This is a genomic window from Rhizobium sp. BK602 (genome assembly GCF_014195095.1).
Classification (GTDB): domain Bacteria; phylum Pseudomonadota; class Alphaproteobacteria; order Rhizobiales; family Rhizobiaceae; genus Rhizobium.
Genome location: NZ_JACIBC010000008.1, coordinates 221,029 through 235,736 on the forward strand (window position 1 = coordinate 221,029; position 14,708 = coordinate 235,736).

Below are 14,708 nucleotides of genomic sequence, written 5' to 3' on the forward strand. Positions count from 1 at the left end.
AAGAGCCGGCAAGTCATGGCAGGTCGGGGAGACAATTCCAAAGGGAAGCCGGTCGGTCCGGTGGACATGGAGCCGTTGCGTCGGGCGATCACCGGCTGCGTGCGCTCGATCGCCGGCGATGCCGAGGTCGAGGTAGCCTTTGCCAACGAGCGTCCGGGAATGACCGGCGAGCGCATCCGCCTGCCGGAGCTTTCGAAGCGGCCGACGGCGCATGAGCTGGCGGTGACGCGTGGCCTTGGCGATTCGATGGCGCTCAGGCTTGCCTGTCACGATGCCCGCGTGCATGCCGTCATGGCGCCGCAGGGTGCCGATGCCCGCTCGATCTTCGATGCCGTCGAGCAGGCGCGCGTCGAATCGATCGGCGCGCTGCGCATGAGCGGCGTGGCCACCAACCTGAACTCGATGAATTCGGAGAAATACGCCAAGGCGAATTTCTCCGGCATCGAGCGCAAGGAGGACGCGCCGATCGGCGAGGCCATGGCGATGATCGTGCGCGAGAAGCTGACCGGCCAGAAGCCGCCGGAGAGCGCCGGCAAGGTGCTCGACCTCTGGCGTCCTTTCATTGAGGAGAAGACCGGCGGCGAGCTCGGCAATCTGCTGGCCAGCATCAACGACCAGCAGAGCTTTGCCCGCGTCGTCCGCAACATGCTGACCGCCATGGAGATGGCCGAGGAATACGGCGACCAGGAGATGGAGCCGGATTCTGACGAGGAATCCGCCGAGGAGGACAAGCCGAGCGGCGAGGATCAGAGCGACGACGAGGTCGAAGACGAATCGTCCGATGCGGCGCCCGCCGAAGACAGCGAATCCTCCGACGAGGAGATGGACGACGGCGCCATGGAGGATGGCGGCGAGATCTCCGACGACGACATGAGCGAAGAGGGCGAGGAAGATTCGGAGACGCCGGGCGAAACCCGCCGCCCGAACACGCCTTTCGCCGACTTCAACGAAAAGGTCGACTATCACGTCTACACCGAGGAATACGACGAGACCACGACGGCGCAGGAACTCTGCGACGTGGCCGAACTCGAGCGCCTGCGCGCCTTCCTCGACAAGCAGCTCGCACATTTGCAGGGCGCGGTCGGGCGGCTTGCCAACCGGCTGCAGCGCCGGCTGATGGCGCAACAGAACCGCTCCTGGGATTTCGATCTGGAAGAGGGTTATCTCGATCCGGCGCGGCTGACGCGCCTGATCATCGACCCGATGCAGGCGCTGTCCTTCAAGATGGAGCGCGACACGCAGTTCCGCGATACGGTCGTGACGCTGCTGATCGACAATTCCGGCTCGATGCGCGGCCGGCCGATCACGGTTGCCGCCTCCTGCGCCGATATTCTGGCGCGCACGCTGGAGCGCTGCGGCGTCAAGGTCGAGATCCTCGGTTTCACCACCAAGGCCTGGAAGGGCGGGCAGGCGCGCGAGAAGTGGCTCGCCGGCGGCAAGCCGCAGACGCCGGGCCGCCTCAACGACCTGCGCCACATCATCTACAAGTCCGCCGATGAACCTTACCGGCGGTCGCGCGCCAATCTCGGCCTGATGATGCGCGAAGGCCTGCTAAAGGAGAATATCGACGGCGAGGCGCTGATCTGGGCGCATAACCGCCTGCTCGGCCGCCGCGAGCAGCGCCGCATCCTGATGATGATCTCGGATGGCGCTCCGGTCGATGATTCGACGCTGTCGGTCAATCCGGGCAATTATCTGGAGCGGCACCTGCGCGCCGTCATCGAGCAGATCGAGACGCGCTCGCCGGTGGAGCTGCTGGCGATCGGTATCGGCCATGACGTCACGCGCTACTATCGCCGCGCCGTGACCATCGTTGACGCCGACGAGCTGGCCGGCGCCATGACCGAGCAGCTCGCCTCGCTGTTCGAGGATCAGACGAGCCAGCCGCGCTCGCGCATGCGCCGGGCAAGCTGACGCCGCTATAGTCTTTTCGCGCCGGCAATCGGGCCGGCGCTTCCGCTTGTCGATCCCAAAGGTTCCGTGAGAGCCCATGAAACGCCTCTGCCGCGCGACCATGCTTCTGCTGCTGCTCGCCGGCTGCGCGTCCATGGACGTGCCGGAAGGCGGGCCGGCGGAAATCCGCGCGATGGCGATTCCGGCCTTCAGGGCCGGCTCCGAGCTGACCCGGTTCGGTGCGCTCGAATTCCTGGGCGGCCTCGAGCTCAGCTCAAGCAATTCCCTTCTCGGCGCCATGTCCGCCATTCGGTTCCGTCCCGACCAGCGCCAGTTCATCTCGGTGCTGGATACCGGCCATTGGCTGACGGGCACGATCGAGCGCGATGAGGAAGGCCGGCTGGAAGGCATAGCCGAGGCGCGGATCGAGCCGATGATCGACCGCGACGGCAGGACGGACGCCGGCAAGGGCGCGATGGATGCCGAGGGGCTCGCTTTGCGCGACGGCAAGGTGCTGGTGAGCTACGAGCAGAGGCACCGGGTCGACATTTATCCCGATCCCGGTTTCGAGACTTCACGGCCCGAAGGCTCCATTCCGATCCTGATCCCGAGGAAGCAGTTACGCTCCAACCGCAGCCTCGAAGCCCTGATGATCGCGCCGCGATCGAGCCCGCTTGCGGGCGCCGCGGTGATCGTCGCGGAGGACAGCCTGGATGAGCAGGGCAACATGCTGGCGGCCATCCTCGACGGGCCGCTGCAGGGCCGCTTCACCGTGCGCCATTACGATGATTTCGATGCCAGTGACGGCGTCTTCCTGCCGGGCGGCGATCTGCTGCTGCTGGAACGGCGCTTCGATCTCGCCCATGGCATCGGCATGCGCATCCGCCGCATTGCCGGGGCCGATATAAGGCCGGATGCCGTCGTGGACGGCGAAGTGATTTTCCAGGCGAATTCCAGCGATCAGATCGACAATATGGAAGGGATCGATGCCTTCCGCGCACCGGATGGAACCATCCACCTCATTCTGGTGTCGGATGACAATCATTCGATCCTGCAGCGCAGCCTGATGCTGGAATTCCGCTTGCGGGACGAGACGCTGATCAGCCGGAATTGAAAAAGCCTGCGTCTTGCGCAGGCTTCCTCGAATTCACGAAGGCTGAGATTCAGGCGGTCGGCACTTGCTGTGCCGGCTTCAGCACGTTCATCAGCGCGCCATAGGGCAGCAGCATGACGAGGCCGACGGTCATCTTCACCGTGAAATCGCCGATGGCCCAGGAGATCCAGCGCGGAGCGGCGGTCGACAGGACGCCGAGGATCGGTGCCGATTCGATCGCGAAGGGATCGTTCGGCCCGAAGAAGACGAAGAAGGGCGCGAAGGCGAAGGAGAAGAAGATCAGCGTGTCCAGCATCGAGCCGATCAGCGAGCCGAAGAGCGGCGCGCGCCACCAGGCCATGCGGCGCAGGCGGTTGAAGACCGAGATGTCGAGAAGCTGGCCGGCGAGATAGGCCGAGCCGGAGGCGATCGCGATGCGCGGCTGCGCGGTGACGAAGGACAGCGCCACGCCGACGACGAAGCCGGCGAAGACCACCTTGCGCGCGGCTTGCGGCCCGAACTGACGATTGGTGAGGTCGGTGATCAGGAAGGCGACCGGATAGGTGAAGGCGCCCCAGGTCAGGATATCGGCAAGATTGATGCCGGCGAGCGTCGCCTGCAGCGGATACTGCACGAGGACGTTCGAGGCGACGACGACGAGCGTCATCAGGAGGACATAGATCAGGGTATAGCGCGTCTTCAGCATTTTTTTATCCTGGGTGATGCCACCAGTTGAAAACAGGGCCGGACATGGAAAAAGGCTTGTCCGGAGATTATCCGTGCAAGCCTCTTGATCCGTATGCTATCGCGAAGCGATGAAGCTTAGGCAGCGACTGCGGCTTCAGCGGACTTCTTGACGATCTGGCGACGCAGCAGGCGGGCGCGCATGCTGAGTTCGTTTTCGCTTGCCTTCAGGAGGAAAGCGTCCAGACCGCCGCGATGTTCAACCGAGCGCAGCGCTGCAGCGGAAACGCGCAGACGATAGCGCTGGCCGAGAACGTCGGAGATCAGCGTGACCTGGCAGAGGTTCGGCAGGAACCGACGCTTGGTCTTGTTGTTGGCGTGGCTGACATTGTTGCCCACGAGGACGGCCTTGCCGGTCAATTCGCACATGCGGGACATGGTACACCTACTTTTGTTTTTCTCGGCCATCGAATAGTCATCCCGGGCAAAACCCGGCGAGCAATCCAACAGGCCATAATTGGAAAGTTGCGGTTCTATAGTCAGAGCAGTCGCCCGCGTCAAGCCAAACCTTGAGCTTTCCCGCAATTCCGTCAAAAAGCTGCTATTTTCTGACAGTCGCGGCAAGCGCCCAAAGCACCTATATATCCTGCTTGCTCCCTGTTGAAGGCTTCGGTCATGGTTCATATTCGCAAGTTGCTTTTCATTTCGGCCCTGGCGGCATCGATACCGCTTGCGGCATCGGCGGACGTGCTGCGGCATGAAACGCAATATCGCGTAGCACTCGCCGGGCTTCCGATCGCCAGGGCGGATTTCAAGACCGAGGTCAAGGACAAACAGTTCACGATCCGCGGCGATATCACTTCGGCGGGCCTGGCCGATCTCGTCACCTCGATCAATGCCAGAACCGACGTGACCGGCACTGTCGGCGACAACCGGCTGCAGGCGACCCATTACACGCTCTATTACAAGAGCGGCAAACGGGAGCGCACCTATGACGTCGCCTATGCCAATGGCAGCGTGACCTCGAACAGCATCACGCCGGAGCCGAAGCGGCCGGATAGCTGGATTCCGCTGGGGCAGGGGGACCTGCGCTCGGTGCTCGACCCGATTGCCGGCATGATCTTTCCGATCACGCCGGATCTCAATCTCTGCAATCAGACGCTGCCCGTCTTCGACGGCGAGATGCGGATGGATCTGAAGCTGTCGCCCAAGGGATCGCATCCCTTCTCGACGGATGGCTTCAAGGGCAAGACGATCGCCTGCGGCGTCCGCTTCACGCCGAAGAGCGGCTATAAGGGGACGCGCAAGGACTATCTCTATCTCGCCAAGAGCGATGCCATGGAGATCTGGTTTGCCAAGGCCGATGCCATGAATGTCTACGCCCCCGTCTATGTCCGTATTCCCACGCAATATGGGACGGTGACGATTACCGCCGTGAAATACGGCAGCTAGAGCAATTCCAGGAAAAGTGCGTCGCGGTTTTTCGTCCGGAATTGCGTAACAATAAAAAGATAGAGCGTTTTCGCGATTCGAAGAAAAGCGGAAATGCTCTAAGCGAGGCGTAACGGATTTCCGGCGGCGGGAATTTTCGTCCAGCCGCCGGTTTTGCCTTATCCGCTATTTCTTGAAGACCTTCTCCAGGAAGGCGATGAGCGACGGCCGCCAGACATCCATTTCATGCTGGAGGTCGGGATATTCATGGTAATCGTGGGCGATCTTCTTGTCGTCCAGGATCGCCTTGAGCCCGGCAATGTCCTTGCCGGTAACCTGATCCTTGCTGCCGACGGTCACGGTGAAGCCGCGCAGCGCCTTGTTGATCTTTTCGGGATTGTTGAGCGCGTCGTCGACCGCCTTGTTCGGCACGGTGGTCGTGGAGACGCCGCTGAAGGTCGCGACCCAGCCGAAGGTGCCGAGATGCGAGAGGCCGGAGACGAGTGCCTGGTAGCCGCCCTGCGACAGGCCGACGACGGCGCGGCCGTCGGCATTGTCGCGCACCCGATAGTGCTTCTTCATATAGGGGATGAGATCCTGGGTCAGCTCCCGATCGGCGGCATCGGCATTGACCGGATAGAAGGTCTTGCGGCGGTCGGCGCCGGGAACGTTTTCCGGGATCGCTTCCGGTATGTCGGTTTCCGTATCCGGTATGACGACGATCATCGGCTCGATCTTCTTTTCCGCCAGAAGATTGTCGAGGATCTGCGGCGCACGGCCCTGTTCCACCCAGGAGCCGACCGTATCGCCGAAGCCGTGATAGAGATAGACGACGGGCAGTGGCTTCGAGGCGTCGGTATAGCCCGGCGGGGTATAGACATACATCTGCCGCTCGGAATTGAGCGCCTTGGAATGCAGCGTCACCAGCCTGAGGTCGCCATGCGGTACGTTGCGGATATCGAGGATACCGCCGGGGACCAGAATGAGGCTGGTATTGACCTGCCTTTGCGGCTTCGGCGCATTGGTGCCGGTATCGATGCTGCGGAAGCCGTCTATGTTGAAATAATATTCATAGAGATTGGGCTTCAGAGGCTCGCTCCTGGCGCTCCAGACGCCGTCGTCGCTGCGTTGCAGGGTGAGCGGCTCGCGCGAGCCGAGGACGACCGAGACGGCTTTGGCGGCCGGTGCAAACAGGCGGAAGGTGATCGAGCCGTCCTTTTCGACGGAGGTGACGAAGTCCTTCAGCGGTCGGTCGGCCGGCGGCGAGGCCGGAGCGTCGAGGGCGGCGGCGGGAAGGCTCATGGCGCAACCCGCCACGACGAGTAATGGAAAAAGCAAACGCACGGCAAAATCTCCTCCAAAACAATTCAATATCGATCTCCCCGTGCGCCGATAATGGCGCACGGAGCAGTTTCAGGACGGCATCATATTTGCGCATCCCGCATGCTCACGACACCCCAGGCTCCCAGTCCGGAGGTGCCATTTCGAAACTGGAGAATTCGAAGCCCGGCGCGACCGTGCAGCCGACCAGGGTGAAGGCGCCGAGGCTCTCGGCGGATTGCCACCAATCGGCGGGAACGATCGCCTGCGGGCGTTCGCCTTTGGAAAGATCGATGCCGAGCACGAGGGTCTCGCTCTCCCTGCCGTCGGCCGAGCGATGCAGGGCGAGCGGTGCGCCGGCATAGTAATGCCAGACCTCGGCGGCGTCGCGCACCCGATGCCAATGCGAGCGCTCGCCGGCCTGCAGCAGGTAGTAGATCGCCGTGGAATGGCCGCGTGCGCCGCCGTGGTCGTCTCGGAAGGTCTGGACATACCAGCCGCCTTCCGGATGCGGCTGCATCGACAGCGCCGCGATGATCTCGTCCGGCTGCATCAGAATCGGCCGCATCAGAAATTGTCCTTGCGCTTGCGGATTTCGGCGAAGACCTCTTCGTTGCTGCGGCTCTCCATCAGCAGATGACGGCGGATCGACGGGTCGCCGGCGCGCAGGAAGGGGTTGGTTTCCTTCTCCAGGGCCAGCGTCGTCGGGATGGTGAACTTGCCCGCGGCCCGCAGCGCCTCGATATCGGCGGCGCGGCTTTTCAGGCGCTCGTTGTCCGGATCGATGGTGACGGCGAAGCGAGCGTTGGAAAGCGTATATTCGTGACCGAAATAGATCGCCGTCTCGTCCGGCAGCACGGCCAGCTTCTGAAGCGAAGCCCACATGTCCGTCGCCGGGCGTTCGAACAGCCGGCCGCAACCCAGGGCAAAGAGGGTGTCGGCGGCAAACAGCAGCTTGTCGTCGACGAAATGATAGCAGATATGGCCGGCGGTATGGCCCGGCGTCTCGATGACGTTGACGGTGTGGTTGCCGAACTCGAAGCTATCGCCATCGCCGACGGCGCGATCGAGGCCGGGAATGGCGACGGCCTCGTTGACCGGGCCGATGATCTCGCAGCCGAATTGCTCCTTCAGCGCCAGATTGGCCTCGACATGGTCGGTATGATGATGGGTGGTGAAGATATGGGTGATCGTCCAGCCCCGGCGCTTGGCGGCCGCCAGAATGGGGCCGGCTTCGGGCGCGTCGATCGAGGCTGTATAGCCGGTTTCGGGGTCATGCACCAGAACGCCGAAATTGTCGGAGCGGCAGAGAAATACCTCTAATTCCAAAGGTTTCATGGTCTAACTCGTTCTCGTTCGTGGGGGTTGATTCGGAATGTAGGCGGTTCGGCCTTGAAGTCCAACGGGCGGCTGATAACATTTACCGCGATGCACGCCGATATCGTCGATCTCCGCCAATTCTACCATTCCGAGCTCGGTCGCTTGGCGGAGCAATCTATTGCCATGGCGCTGTCCTCGATCTGGGCGCGCCTGCCCGAGGAACGTCTCGTCGGCCTCGGCTATGCCGTTCCCTATCTCGACCGCTTCCGCGCCGACACCGAGCGCACCTTCGCCTTCATGCCGGCCGGGCAGGGGGCCGTGAACTGGCCGATGGGCTCGGCATCGTCGACGGCGCTGGTCTTCGACGAGGAGTTGCCGCTGCCCGACAGCTCCATCGACCGCGTGCTGATGGTGCATTCGCTGGAATTCGCCGAGAGCCCGCGCGAGACCCTGAAGGAGCTCTGGCGGGTGCTGGCGCCCGGCGGGCGGCTCGTCATCGTCGTGCCGAACCGCAGGGGTGTGTGGGCGCGCATGGAGCATACGCCCTTCGGCTCGGGCCGGCCCTATTCGCGCGGCCAGCTCACTTCGCTGCTGCGCGAGACGAATTTCACACCGGGCGCTTCTGCTGAGGCGCTGTTCTTTCCGCCCTCGAAGCTGCGCACGGTCCTGAGCCTCCGGCGCGCCTTCGAGCGGGTCGGGCGCACGCTCTGGCCGGCCTTTTCTGGGGTCATCGTGGTCGAGGCGCAGAAGCGGCTCTATCAGGGCTTGCCGGTGGCCGTGCGTGCCTCGCGCCGCGTCTTCGTTCCCGTGCTGGCGCCGCGCGGCATACCGACGACGCGCGACGGCGCGTAACGCTCTGGCCTGCCGCGCGAACACTCGACAAATTTGTCAATCCGCTTTAATGCGACGGGGTGTTTAAAGCCGGACATATCCGGCCCTTCCCAAGGTCGATCCCATGAGCATGGAAATGAGCAAGCCTGTCCCGCGCCCCGGCATTCTCGATATCGCCGCCTATGTGCCGGGCAAGGAACATGCGCCGGGCGTTGCGCGGGTGTTCAAGCTCTCCTCGAACGAGACGCCGCTCGGCGCGAGCCCCAAGGCCATCGAAGCCTGCCGGGAGGCGGCCGCGCATCTGGAGCGGTATCCCGACGGCCAGGCCAAGGAATTGCGCCAGGCGATCGCCGACGTTCACGGGCTCAATCCGGCCAATATCCTGTGCGGCAACGGCTCCGACGAGCTGCTCGGCCTGCTTTGCCATGTCTATCTCGGCGCCGGCGACGAGGCCGTCATCACGGAACATGGTTTCCTCGTCTACAAGATCCAGATCATGGCCGCGGGCGCGACCCCGGTTACGGTGAAGGAGAAGGATTGCACCGTCGACGTCGACGCGATCCTCGCCGCCGTCACCGGTAAGACCAAGATGGTCTTCATCGCCAATCCGGGCAATCCGACCGGCACCTATGTCCCGGTCAGCGAAATCCGCCGTCTGCAGGCGAGCTTGCCGAAGCATGTCGTGCTCGTGCTCGATGCCGCCTATGCCGAATATGTGCGCCGCAACGACTATGAAGCCGGTCTCGAGCTGGTATCGGCGAACCCGAATGTCGTCATGACCCGCACCTTCTCCAAGGTCTATGGCCTTGCGGCGCTGCGCGTCGGCTGGATGTACGGCCCGCTCGACGTCATCGATGCGCTGAACCGCGTACGCAGCCCGTTCAATATGAACAGCGCCGCCATCGCCGCAGGTGCCGCCGCCATTCGTGACCAGGCCTTCACCGAGAAAGCCGTCGCCTTTAACCAGCTTTGGATCGACAAGGTGACTGCGGCGCTGGAGGCGATCGGCCTCAAGGTCACCCCATCCGTCGCGAATTTTGTTCTCGTCCACTTCCCCGATGTCGACGGCAAGCGTGCCGCCGAGGCCGACGATTTCCTGACCAGTCGCGGCTATATCGTGCGCGCGGTGCGGGCTTACGGCTTCCCGAATTCGCTGCGCATCAGCATCGGCACGGAAGAGGCCAATCTGGGCGTCATCGATACCCTGACGGAATTTATGGGTCGCAAGGCATGAGCAGCATTCAATTCAACCGGATCGCACTGATCGGCATCGGCCTGATCGGCTCCTCGATCGCCCACGACATCAAGCGCCTTGGCCTTGCCGGGGAGGTGGTGATCTCGACGCGCAGCGCTGAGACGCTGAAGCGCGCCGAGGAGCTGAAGCTCGGCGACCGCTACACGCCGTCCTCGGCCGAGGCGGTCAAGGATGCCGATCTCGTCATCGTCTCCGTGCCTGTGGGAGCGTCGGAAAGCGTCGCCAAGGACATCGCCGCCCATCTGAAGCCCGGCGCCATCGTCACCGATGTCGGCTCCACCAAGGCTTCCGTCATCGCGCAGATGCAGCCGCATATGCCCGCAAATGTGCATTTCATCCCCGGCCACCCGCTGGCGGGCACCGAAAAATCCGGACCGGATGCCGGCTTTGCCGGACTGTTCAAGGGGCGCTGGTGCATCTTCACGCCGGTCCCCGGCACCGACGAAGCGGCGATCAAGAGGCTTCGCGATTTCTGGGAGGCGCTCGGCTCGCGCGTCGACGAGATGGATCCGGAGCATCACGACAAGGTGCTGGCGATCGTCTCGCATCTGCCGCACCTGATCGCCTACAACATCGTCGGCACGGCCGACGACCTGGAGACGGTGACCGAGTCGGAAGTGATCAAATATTCCGCTTCCGGCTTCCGCGATTTCACCCGCCTTGCCGCATCCGACCCGACCATGTGGCGCGACGTCTGCCTGCACAATCGCGATGCCATTCTGGAAATGCTGGCCCGCTTCTCCGAAGACCTCGCCTCCCTGCAGCGGGCGATCCGCTGGGGCGAGGGCGACAAGATATTCGAACTCTTCAGCCGCACCCGCGCCATCCGCCGCTCGATCGTCGAGGCCGGCCAGGATGTCGATACGCCGGATTTCGGTCGTCACGCGCTGGATGTGCAGGAGTAGCGGTTCTTTTCCATTCTCCCCTCGGGGAGAAGGTGATGAGCCTCCAATCGGCGAGCATCCGGGATGGGATCGTTTTCAGCGGCTGTCTGCGAGCTTGTAGACCTGGTTGCGCTCTCTCTTGCCGACGGCCACCACGATGACCACGAGTTGCTCGTCGCGAACCTCATAGACAAGGCGATAGCCGACGCCGCGCAATTTTATCTTGTATCGATCCTTGCTTCCGAAAAGCTTGGCGGATGGCACACGCGGGTTTTCGCAGCGTTCGGCAAGCTTCTTTTTGAACTGCTCGCGCGTATTGGCGTCGAGCTTGCGCCATTCCTTCAGAGCGGCATCCAGAAAGCCGAGTTCATAGGTCATCCAGCTTGACCTTGACGACTGGCTCGCCCGCCCGCGCGTCGGCGATGGCGTTGAGTTCCATATCCTCGAGACGCTCCAGCATGGCTTCATAGAGGCGGGCCGGAACGCAATAGAAGGCGGGTGCATTCCTGTTGAGGATGGCAACCGTCGCGCCTTCGCCGGCCGCCACGGTTCCCATCGGGTTCTTTTTCAGTTCCGAGACGCTGGCGGTGACTTCGGCGAGAATTACATTTGTCATCGTACCCTCGAAGGTTCCCTTAATGGCACTTTAAATAGTGCTTTTAACAGGTCTCTTCAAGGTGTCGCCCAATTGAACAGAGAGCGATCAAATCGGCGGAATCTTTCCGAGCGGGATGAAGCCGCTGAGGGAGAGGCGGCCGCGGTCGGCCGTCAGGTCGACTGAAACCTTGCTGCCGCCATTTGCGAGCGCCTTCAGCATCTTCGTCGCTGTCTTAATGATGTTCTTGGCGGCGGGGAGCGTGGCGGTCAGGCTGTCGCCCCAGGGTTCGATCTGGTTGATCTCCAGCTTGAACTGGCCGGAAAGGAACCCCTCATCATCGAAGTTGAAGGGGCCGGAGAGCGTCATGACGCGACCGTCGCCGATATCGATGACGGCCTGATGCAGCGTGCCGGCAGCGCCGCGCATGCCGTTCCTGTCGCTGCCGTCGAGCAGGCCTGCCTTGTCGGTCAGCGTGATATTGGCGCTTGTCGAGGCCGAAGGCAGCGCCTGGGGGAAATCCTTGATGACGGCGGTGGCGTTCTCGATGCCGAGGGCGAGTTCGAGGTCGTTGCCGTTCTGGCGCGCATGCAGCTCCGTGTGATCGGCTGTGACATCGGCGCCTTGGCCCGTGACGGAGGAGACGATATTGGCCTTCAGGCCGTCGATGACGGTCTGGCTCTGTTCCACCCCGCGGCCCTTGGCGACGAGGTTCGATTGCAGGTCGGTCCATGCGGCCGAGACGGTCAGACCCTGGGTGGTGTGCAATTCTGCCGGCGATTGCAGTTTCCAGCCGATGTGATTCGGCTGGTAGACCGGCGCGGAGGCCTGCAGGCTGCTGAAGGTCGTGGAAATGCCTCTGGTCTGGTTATCGACGGTCACCTTGGCGCAGGAGAGGCCGATGGCGAAGGGAAAGCCGCTGAAGGCCATGTCGCCGCATTCGCCGGAGATGCCGGCATTGTTCTGCTGGCCGAGCGCCTTCAGGACGGTCGTCTTCACCACGGATGTCGCATAGTACCAGCCGCCGGCATAGAGCCCGGCAAGGATCGCCAGCAATCCCAGTCCGACGAGCCATAAGCGTTTGCCTTTGCCGGATGCGACGCTTTGGCTTGACGCTGCCATGTTGTTCTCCAATGGTTGGACGAATGTAATCACACTGATTTGGCGTGGGATATGGACGAATTTTGGGTGTTTGGCTACGGATCGCTCATGTGGAATCCGGGGTTTGGTTACGTCGAAAAATCAGAAGCGCTGATTTTCGGCTATCGCCGCTCGCTGTGCGTCTATTCCTGGGTCCATCGCGGCACCGAGGCAAGCCCCGGACTGGTGCTCGGTCTCGACCGCGGCGGTTCCTGCCGTGGCATGGCCTTTCGTGTGGCGTCCGGCGAATGGGCCGAGGCGCTGACCTATCTGCGCGAGCGTGAACTCGTCACCAACGTCTATCTGGAAAAGACGCTGCCGATCCGGCTTGCCGATGGGCGGCGGGTGGTTGCGGTTGCCTATGTCGTCGACCGCGACCACCGGCAATATGCCGGGACGCTCGATCCCGTCGGGGCCGCGCAGATCGTCGAGTCGGCGGAGGGCCAATCCGGTCCGAACGACGCCTATGTCTTCAACACGCTGGCGCATCTGCGCGAGATGCGCATTCGCGACCAGTGGCTGGAGCAGGTCGCCGGCGAGGTCGAGCGGATGCGGGAGGCGTCCTGAGCCGCCATCTCTCCGCTGGAAGGCGTTCAGCCTAACCCGCTGCGGCCGCCATCTTGGCCTTGTCGATCTCGGCCAGCCGCCGCGCCGCCGTCGGCGGTATGGGCAGATGCGGGTTGCTGGCGATGGTTTCCACGAGCAGGTCGTCGCTGGCCTTTTCCGTGTCGTGGACAAGCTTTTCGAAGAAGGCGTCGGGGTCCATGCCCGGCTGGATCGGCGGCAGGATGCGCACCTTGAAGTGGCCGGGATATTTGCGGAAGGTGCGCCGCGGCCAGAACAGGCCGGGGTGCATGGCGACGGCGACCACCGGAATGTCGAGATCGCGATACATGCGGGCGATGCCGTATTTGTAGACCGGCTCGGCGCCCGGCGGCCGGCGGGTTCCCTCCGGATAGATGATCAGCTGCCGGCCGGTGGAAAGCTCCTCGCGCGTCCGCTTCAGGACATCGAACATCACCTTGCCGCGGGCGCTGCGGTCGACCGGGATCATGCGCTGCTTCTTCGCATACCAGCCGAACAGCGGAATCCACATCAGCTCGCGCTTCAGGATGTAGACCGGATCGTCGAGATAGGGCAGCAGCGCGAACGTATCCCAGAAGGACTGGTGCTTCGGCGCGAAGATGTAGCTGCCCTTGGGAATGTTCTCCAGGCCCTCGATCTCATATGTCGTGCCGACGATCTTTTCCATCAGCCAGGTGCTGGATCTCGCCCAGGCCTTGGGGATCGCATAGGCGGCCTTGCGCGGCATCAGGAAGTAGATCGGCGTGAGCACGATCATCCGGATGATCAGATTGGCATAGAAGACGATATTGAACAGGATCGAACGCAGCGTGATCATCAAGGCTTTCCCAATATGCCGGCTCGCGCCGGTATCCGAAGCTTTGCCTACACGATTACGCTGTCAATAAAAAGTCGCCGCGACGGTGTCCGGATCTCTCAGTCGTCGTCGCCTGGGCCGCGCGACCGCAGGCCGAGCGGGCGCCCGAGGCCGGTGAGATTGCGGGCGCCGGCGAGCAGGACCTTGGCATATTCGGAGACCATGGTGCGCAGCGCATTGGGGTCGGTGAACCAGTTCTTGGTCTTGAGATCGGAATTGACCACCGGATAGGGGATGAAATCCGTGGCCGGGTCCACATATTTCAGTTCCGCCAGGCTGCGCGGCATATGGTAGTTGTTGGTCACGACCAGGATGCTCTTGTAGCCCCTGGCATGAATCCATTTTGCCGCCTCGCGCGCATTGCCGATGGTGTCGAGGGCGTCATAGCCGACATCGACGCAGCAATTGAAGAGATTGATGGGGCTCTGCGTCAGTTTGCGGATCTGCGACGGCGTGGTCGTCGGATGGACGCCGGAGATCAGCAGCCGGTTGCCGGCGCCGGAGCGCAGCAGTTCCACGGCCTGGTCGATGCGCTGATAGCCGCCGGTCAGGACGACGATGGCATCCGCCTTCGGCTCCAGCGGCGGCCGGAGCGTGGTGATCGAATCAGCAAAATGCAGGAAGCCGCCGAAAACGATGGCGACCAGAAAGATGAAGGCGAAGCCGCCCCAGCGCAGAAAGCGTCGGAAAAAACTGCGCCGCACTGGCCTGTCGCGGTGGAAGCGCTCCCACAACGTTTGCGTACTCACAGCCTTGCGAGTCGTCAGGTCCATGCTCATGATTCGTCATTATACGCGAAATGCGGCAAGGAACGGGCCATC

The 14,708-nt window shown here is 62.7% G+C and carries 17 protein-coding genes; 7 read left to right on the top strand and 10 right to left on the bottom strand.

The features are described from left to right. Window positions 1–15: 15 nt before the first annotated feature. Window positions 16–1,914: a cobaltochelatase subunit CobT gene (gene cobT, locus FHX11_RS24480; protein ID WP_184362192.1), complete on the top strand. Its 1,899-nt coding sequence runs from the start codon at window positions 16–18 to the stop codon at window positions 1,912–1,914. Window positions 1,915–1,990: 76 nt separating this feature from the next. Further along, a complete protein-coding gene (locus FHX11_RS24485; protein ID WP_184362194.1) occupies window positions 1,991–3,007 on the top strand; it encodes an esterase-like activity of phytase family protein in 1,017 nt (338 codons plus the stop codon). A gap of 49 nt (window positions 3,008–3,056) precedes the next feature. Here FHX11_RS24485 and FHX11_RS24490 read toward each other — a convergent pair whose 3' ends face one another. Further along, complete coding sequence (locus FHX11_RS24490; RefSeq protein ID WP_184362197.1) at window positions 3,057–3,692, bottom strand: queuosine precursor transporter; 636 nt, start codon at window positions 3,690–3,692, stop codon at window positions 3,057–3,059. A gap of 116 nt (window positions 3,693–3,808) precedes the next feature. After that, entirely contained in the window at window positions 3,809–4,108 is a 300-nt protein-coding gene (rpmB, locus tag FHX11_RS24495) for a 50S ribosomal protein L28 (protein WP_069612914.1), read from the bottom strand. Window positions 4,109–4,345: 237 nt separating this feature from the next. On the opposite strand from rpmB, the gene FHX11_RS24500 reads away from it, so the two are divergent. Then, a complete protein-coding gene (locus FHX11_RS24500; protein WP_184362200.1) occupies window positions 4,346–5,122 on the top strand; it encodes a DUF3108 domain-containing protein in 777 nt (258 codons plus the stop codon). A 165-nt stretch (window positions 5,123–5,287) separates the two neighbouring features. On the opposite strand, the gene FHX11_RS24505 is transcribed toward FHX11_RS24500, so the two are convergent. The 3 genes from FHX11_RS24505 to gloB form a co-directional block, all read right to left on the bottom strand. Next, window positions 5,288–6,445: an alpha/beta hydrolase-fold protein gene (locus FHX11_RS24505; RefSeq protein ID WP_348649731.1), complete on the bottom strand. Its 1,158-nt coding sequence runs from the start codon at window positions 6,443–6,445 to the stop codon at window positions 5,288–5,290. A 103-nt stretch (window positions 6,446–6,548) separates the two neighbouring features. Next, complete coding sequence (locus FHX11_RS24510; protein WP_184362400.1) at window positions 6,549–6,974, bottom strand: cupin domain-containing protein; 426 nt, start codon at window positions 6,972–6,974, stop codon at window positions 6,549–6,551. A gap of 14 nt (window positions 6,975–6,988) precedes the next feature. Continuing rightward, window positions 6,989–7,759, bottom strand: a complete 771-nt coding sequence (gene gloB / locus FHX11_RS24515; RefSeq protein ID WP_184362203.1) for a hydroxyacylglutathione hydrolase — start codon at window positions 7,757–7,759, stop codon at window positions 6,989–6,991. 54 nt (window positions 7,760–7,813) lie between these two features. On the opposite strand from gloB, the gene FHX11_RS24520 reads away from it, so the two are divergent. The 3 genes from FHX11_RS24520 to FHX11_RS24530 all read left to right on the top strand — a co-directional run bounded on the left by FHX11_RS24520 (window position 7,814) and on the right by FHX11_RS24530 (window position 10,732). Continuing rightward, the gene (locus tag FHX11_RS24520) at window positions 7,814–8,593 is read left to right on the top strand and encodes a class I SAM-dependent methyltransferase (RefSeq protein WP_184362206.1); all 780 of its coding nucleotides are present in this window, start codon (window positions 7,814–7,816) and stop codon (window positions 8,591–8,593) included. 103 nt (window positions 8,594–8,696) lie between these two features. Beyond that, window positions 8,697–9,806, top strand: coding sequence for a histidinol-phosphate transaminase (gene hisC, locus FHX11_RS24525; protein ID WP_184362209.1), 1,110 nt, complete (start codon window positions 8,697–8,699; stop codon window positions 9,804–9,806). Next, on the top strand, window positions 9,803–10,732 hold the full coding sequence (locus tag FHX11_RS24530) for a prephenate/arogenate dehydrogenase family protein (protein ID WP_184362212.1): 930 nt from the start codon (window positions 9,803–9,805) through the stop codon (window positions 10,730–10,732). The genes hisC and FHX11_RS24530 overlap by 4 nt, the downstream gene beginning before the upstream one ends. Window positions 10,733–10,807: 75 nt before the next feature. On the opposite strand, the gene FHX11_RS24535 is transcribed toward FHX11_RS24530, so the two are convergent. The 3 genes from FHX11_RS24535 to FHX11_RS24545 form a co-directional block, all read right to left on the bottom strand. Next, window positions 10,808–11,089, bottom strand: a complete 282-nt coding sequence (locus FHX11_RS24535) for a type II toxin-antitoxin system RelE/ParE family toxin (protein ID WP_184362215.1) — start codon at window positions 11,087–11,089, stop codon at window positions 10,808–10,810. Next, window positions 11,079–11,327 (bottom strand): plasmid stabilization protein, encoded by a 249-nt coding sequence (locus tag FHX11_RS24540; protein WP_184362218.1) that lies wholly within the window; start codon window positions 11,325–11,327, stop codon window positions 11,079–11,081. The genes FHX11_RS24535 and FHX11_RS24540 overlap by 11 nt, the downstream gene beginning before the upstream one ends. Window positions 11,328–11,414: 87 nt before the next feature. Next, window positions 11,415–12,428 carry a DUF2125 domain-containing protein gene (locus FHX11_RS24545; RefSeq protein WP_184362221.1) on the bottom strand — a complete coding sequence of 338 codons (1,014 nt, stop codon included), beginning with the start codon at window positions 12,426–12,428 and terminating at the stop codon, window positions 11,415–11,417. Window positions 12,429–12,479: 51 nt separating this feature from the next. On the opposite strand from FHX11_RS24545, the gene FHX11_RS24550 reads away from it, so the two are divergent. Further along, window positions 12,480–13,013 (top strand): gamma-glutamylcyclotransferase, encoded by a 534-nt coding sequence (locus FHX11_RS24550; protein ID WP_184362224.1) that lies wholly within the window; start codon window positions 12,480–12,482, stop codon window positions 13,011–13,013. A 31-nt stretch (window positions 13,014–13,044) separates the two neighbouring features. Here FHX11_RS24550 and FHX11_RS24555 read toward each other — a convergent pair whose 3' ends face one another. Together FHX11_RS24555 and FHX11_RS24560 are read right to left on the bottom strand one after the other, a co-directional pair. Then, complete coding sequence (locus FHX11_RS24555; RefSeq protein ID WP_184362227.1) at window positions 13,045–13,848, bottom strand: 1-acyl-sn-glycerol-3-phosphate acyltransferase; 804 nt, start codon at window positions 13,846–13,848, stop codon at window positions 13,045–13,047. 98 nt (window positions 13,849–13,946) lie between these two features. Further along, window positions 13,947–14,666 carry a YdcF family protein gene (locus FHX11_RS24560; RefSeq protein ID WP_184362230.1) on the bottom strand — a complete coding sequence of 240 codons (720 nt, stop codon included), beginning with the start codon at window positions 14,664–14,666 and terminating at the stop codon, window positions 13,947–13,949. Window positions 14,667–14,708: the final 42 nt, after the last annotated feature.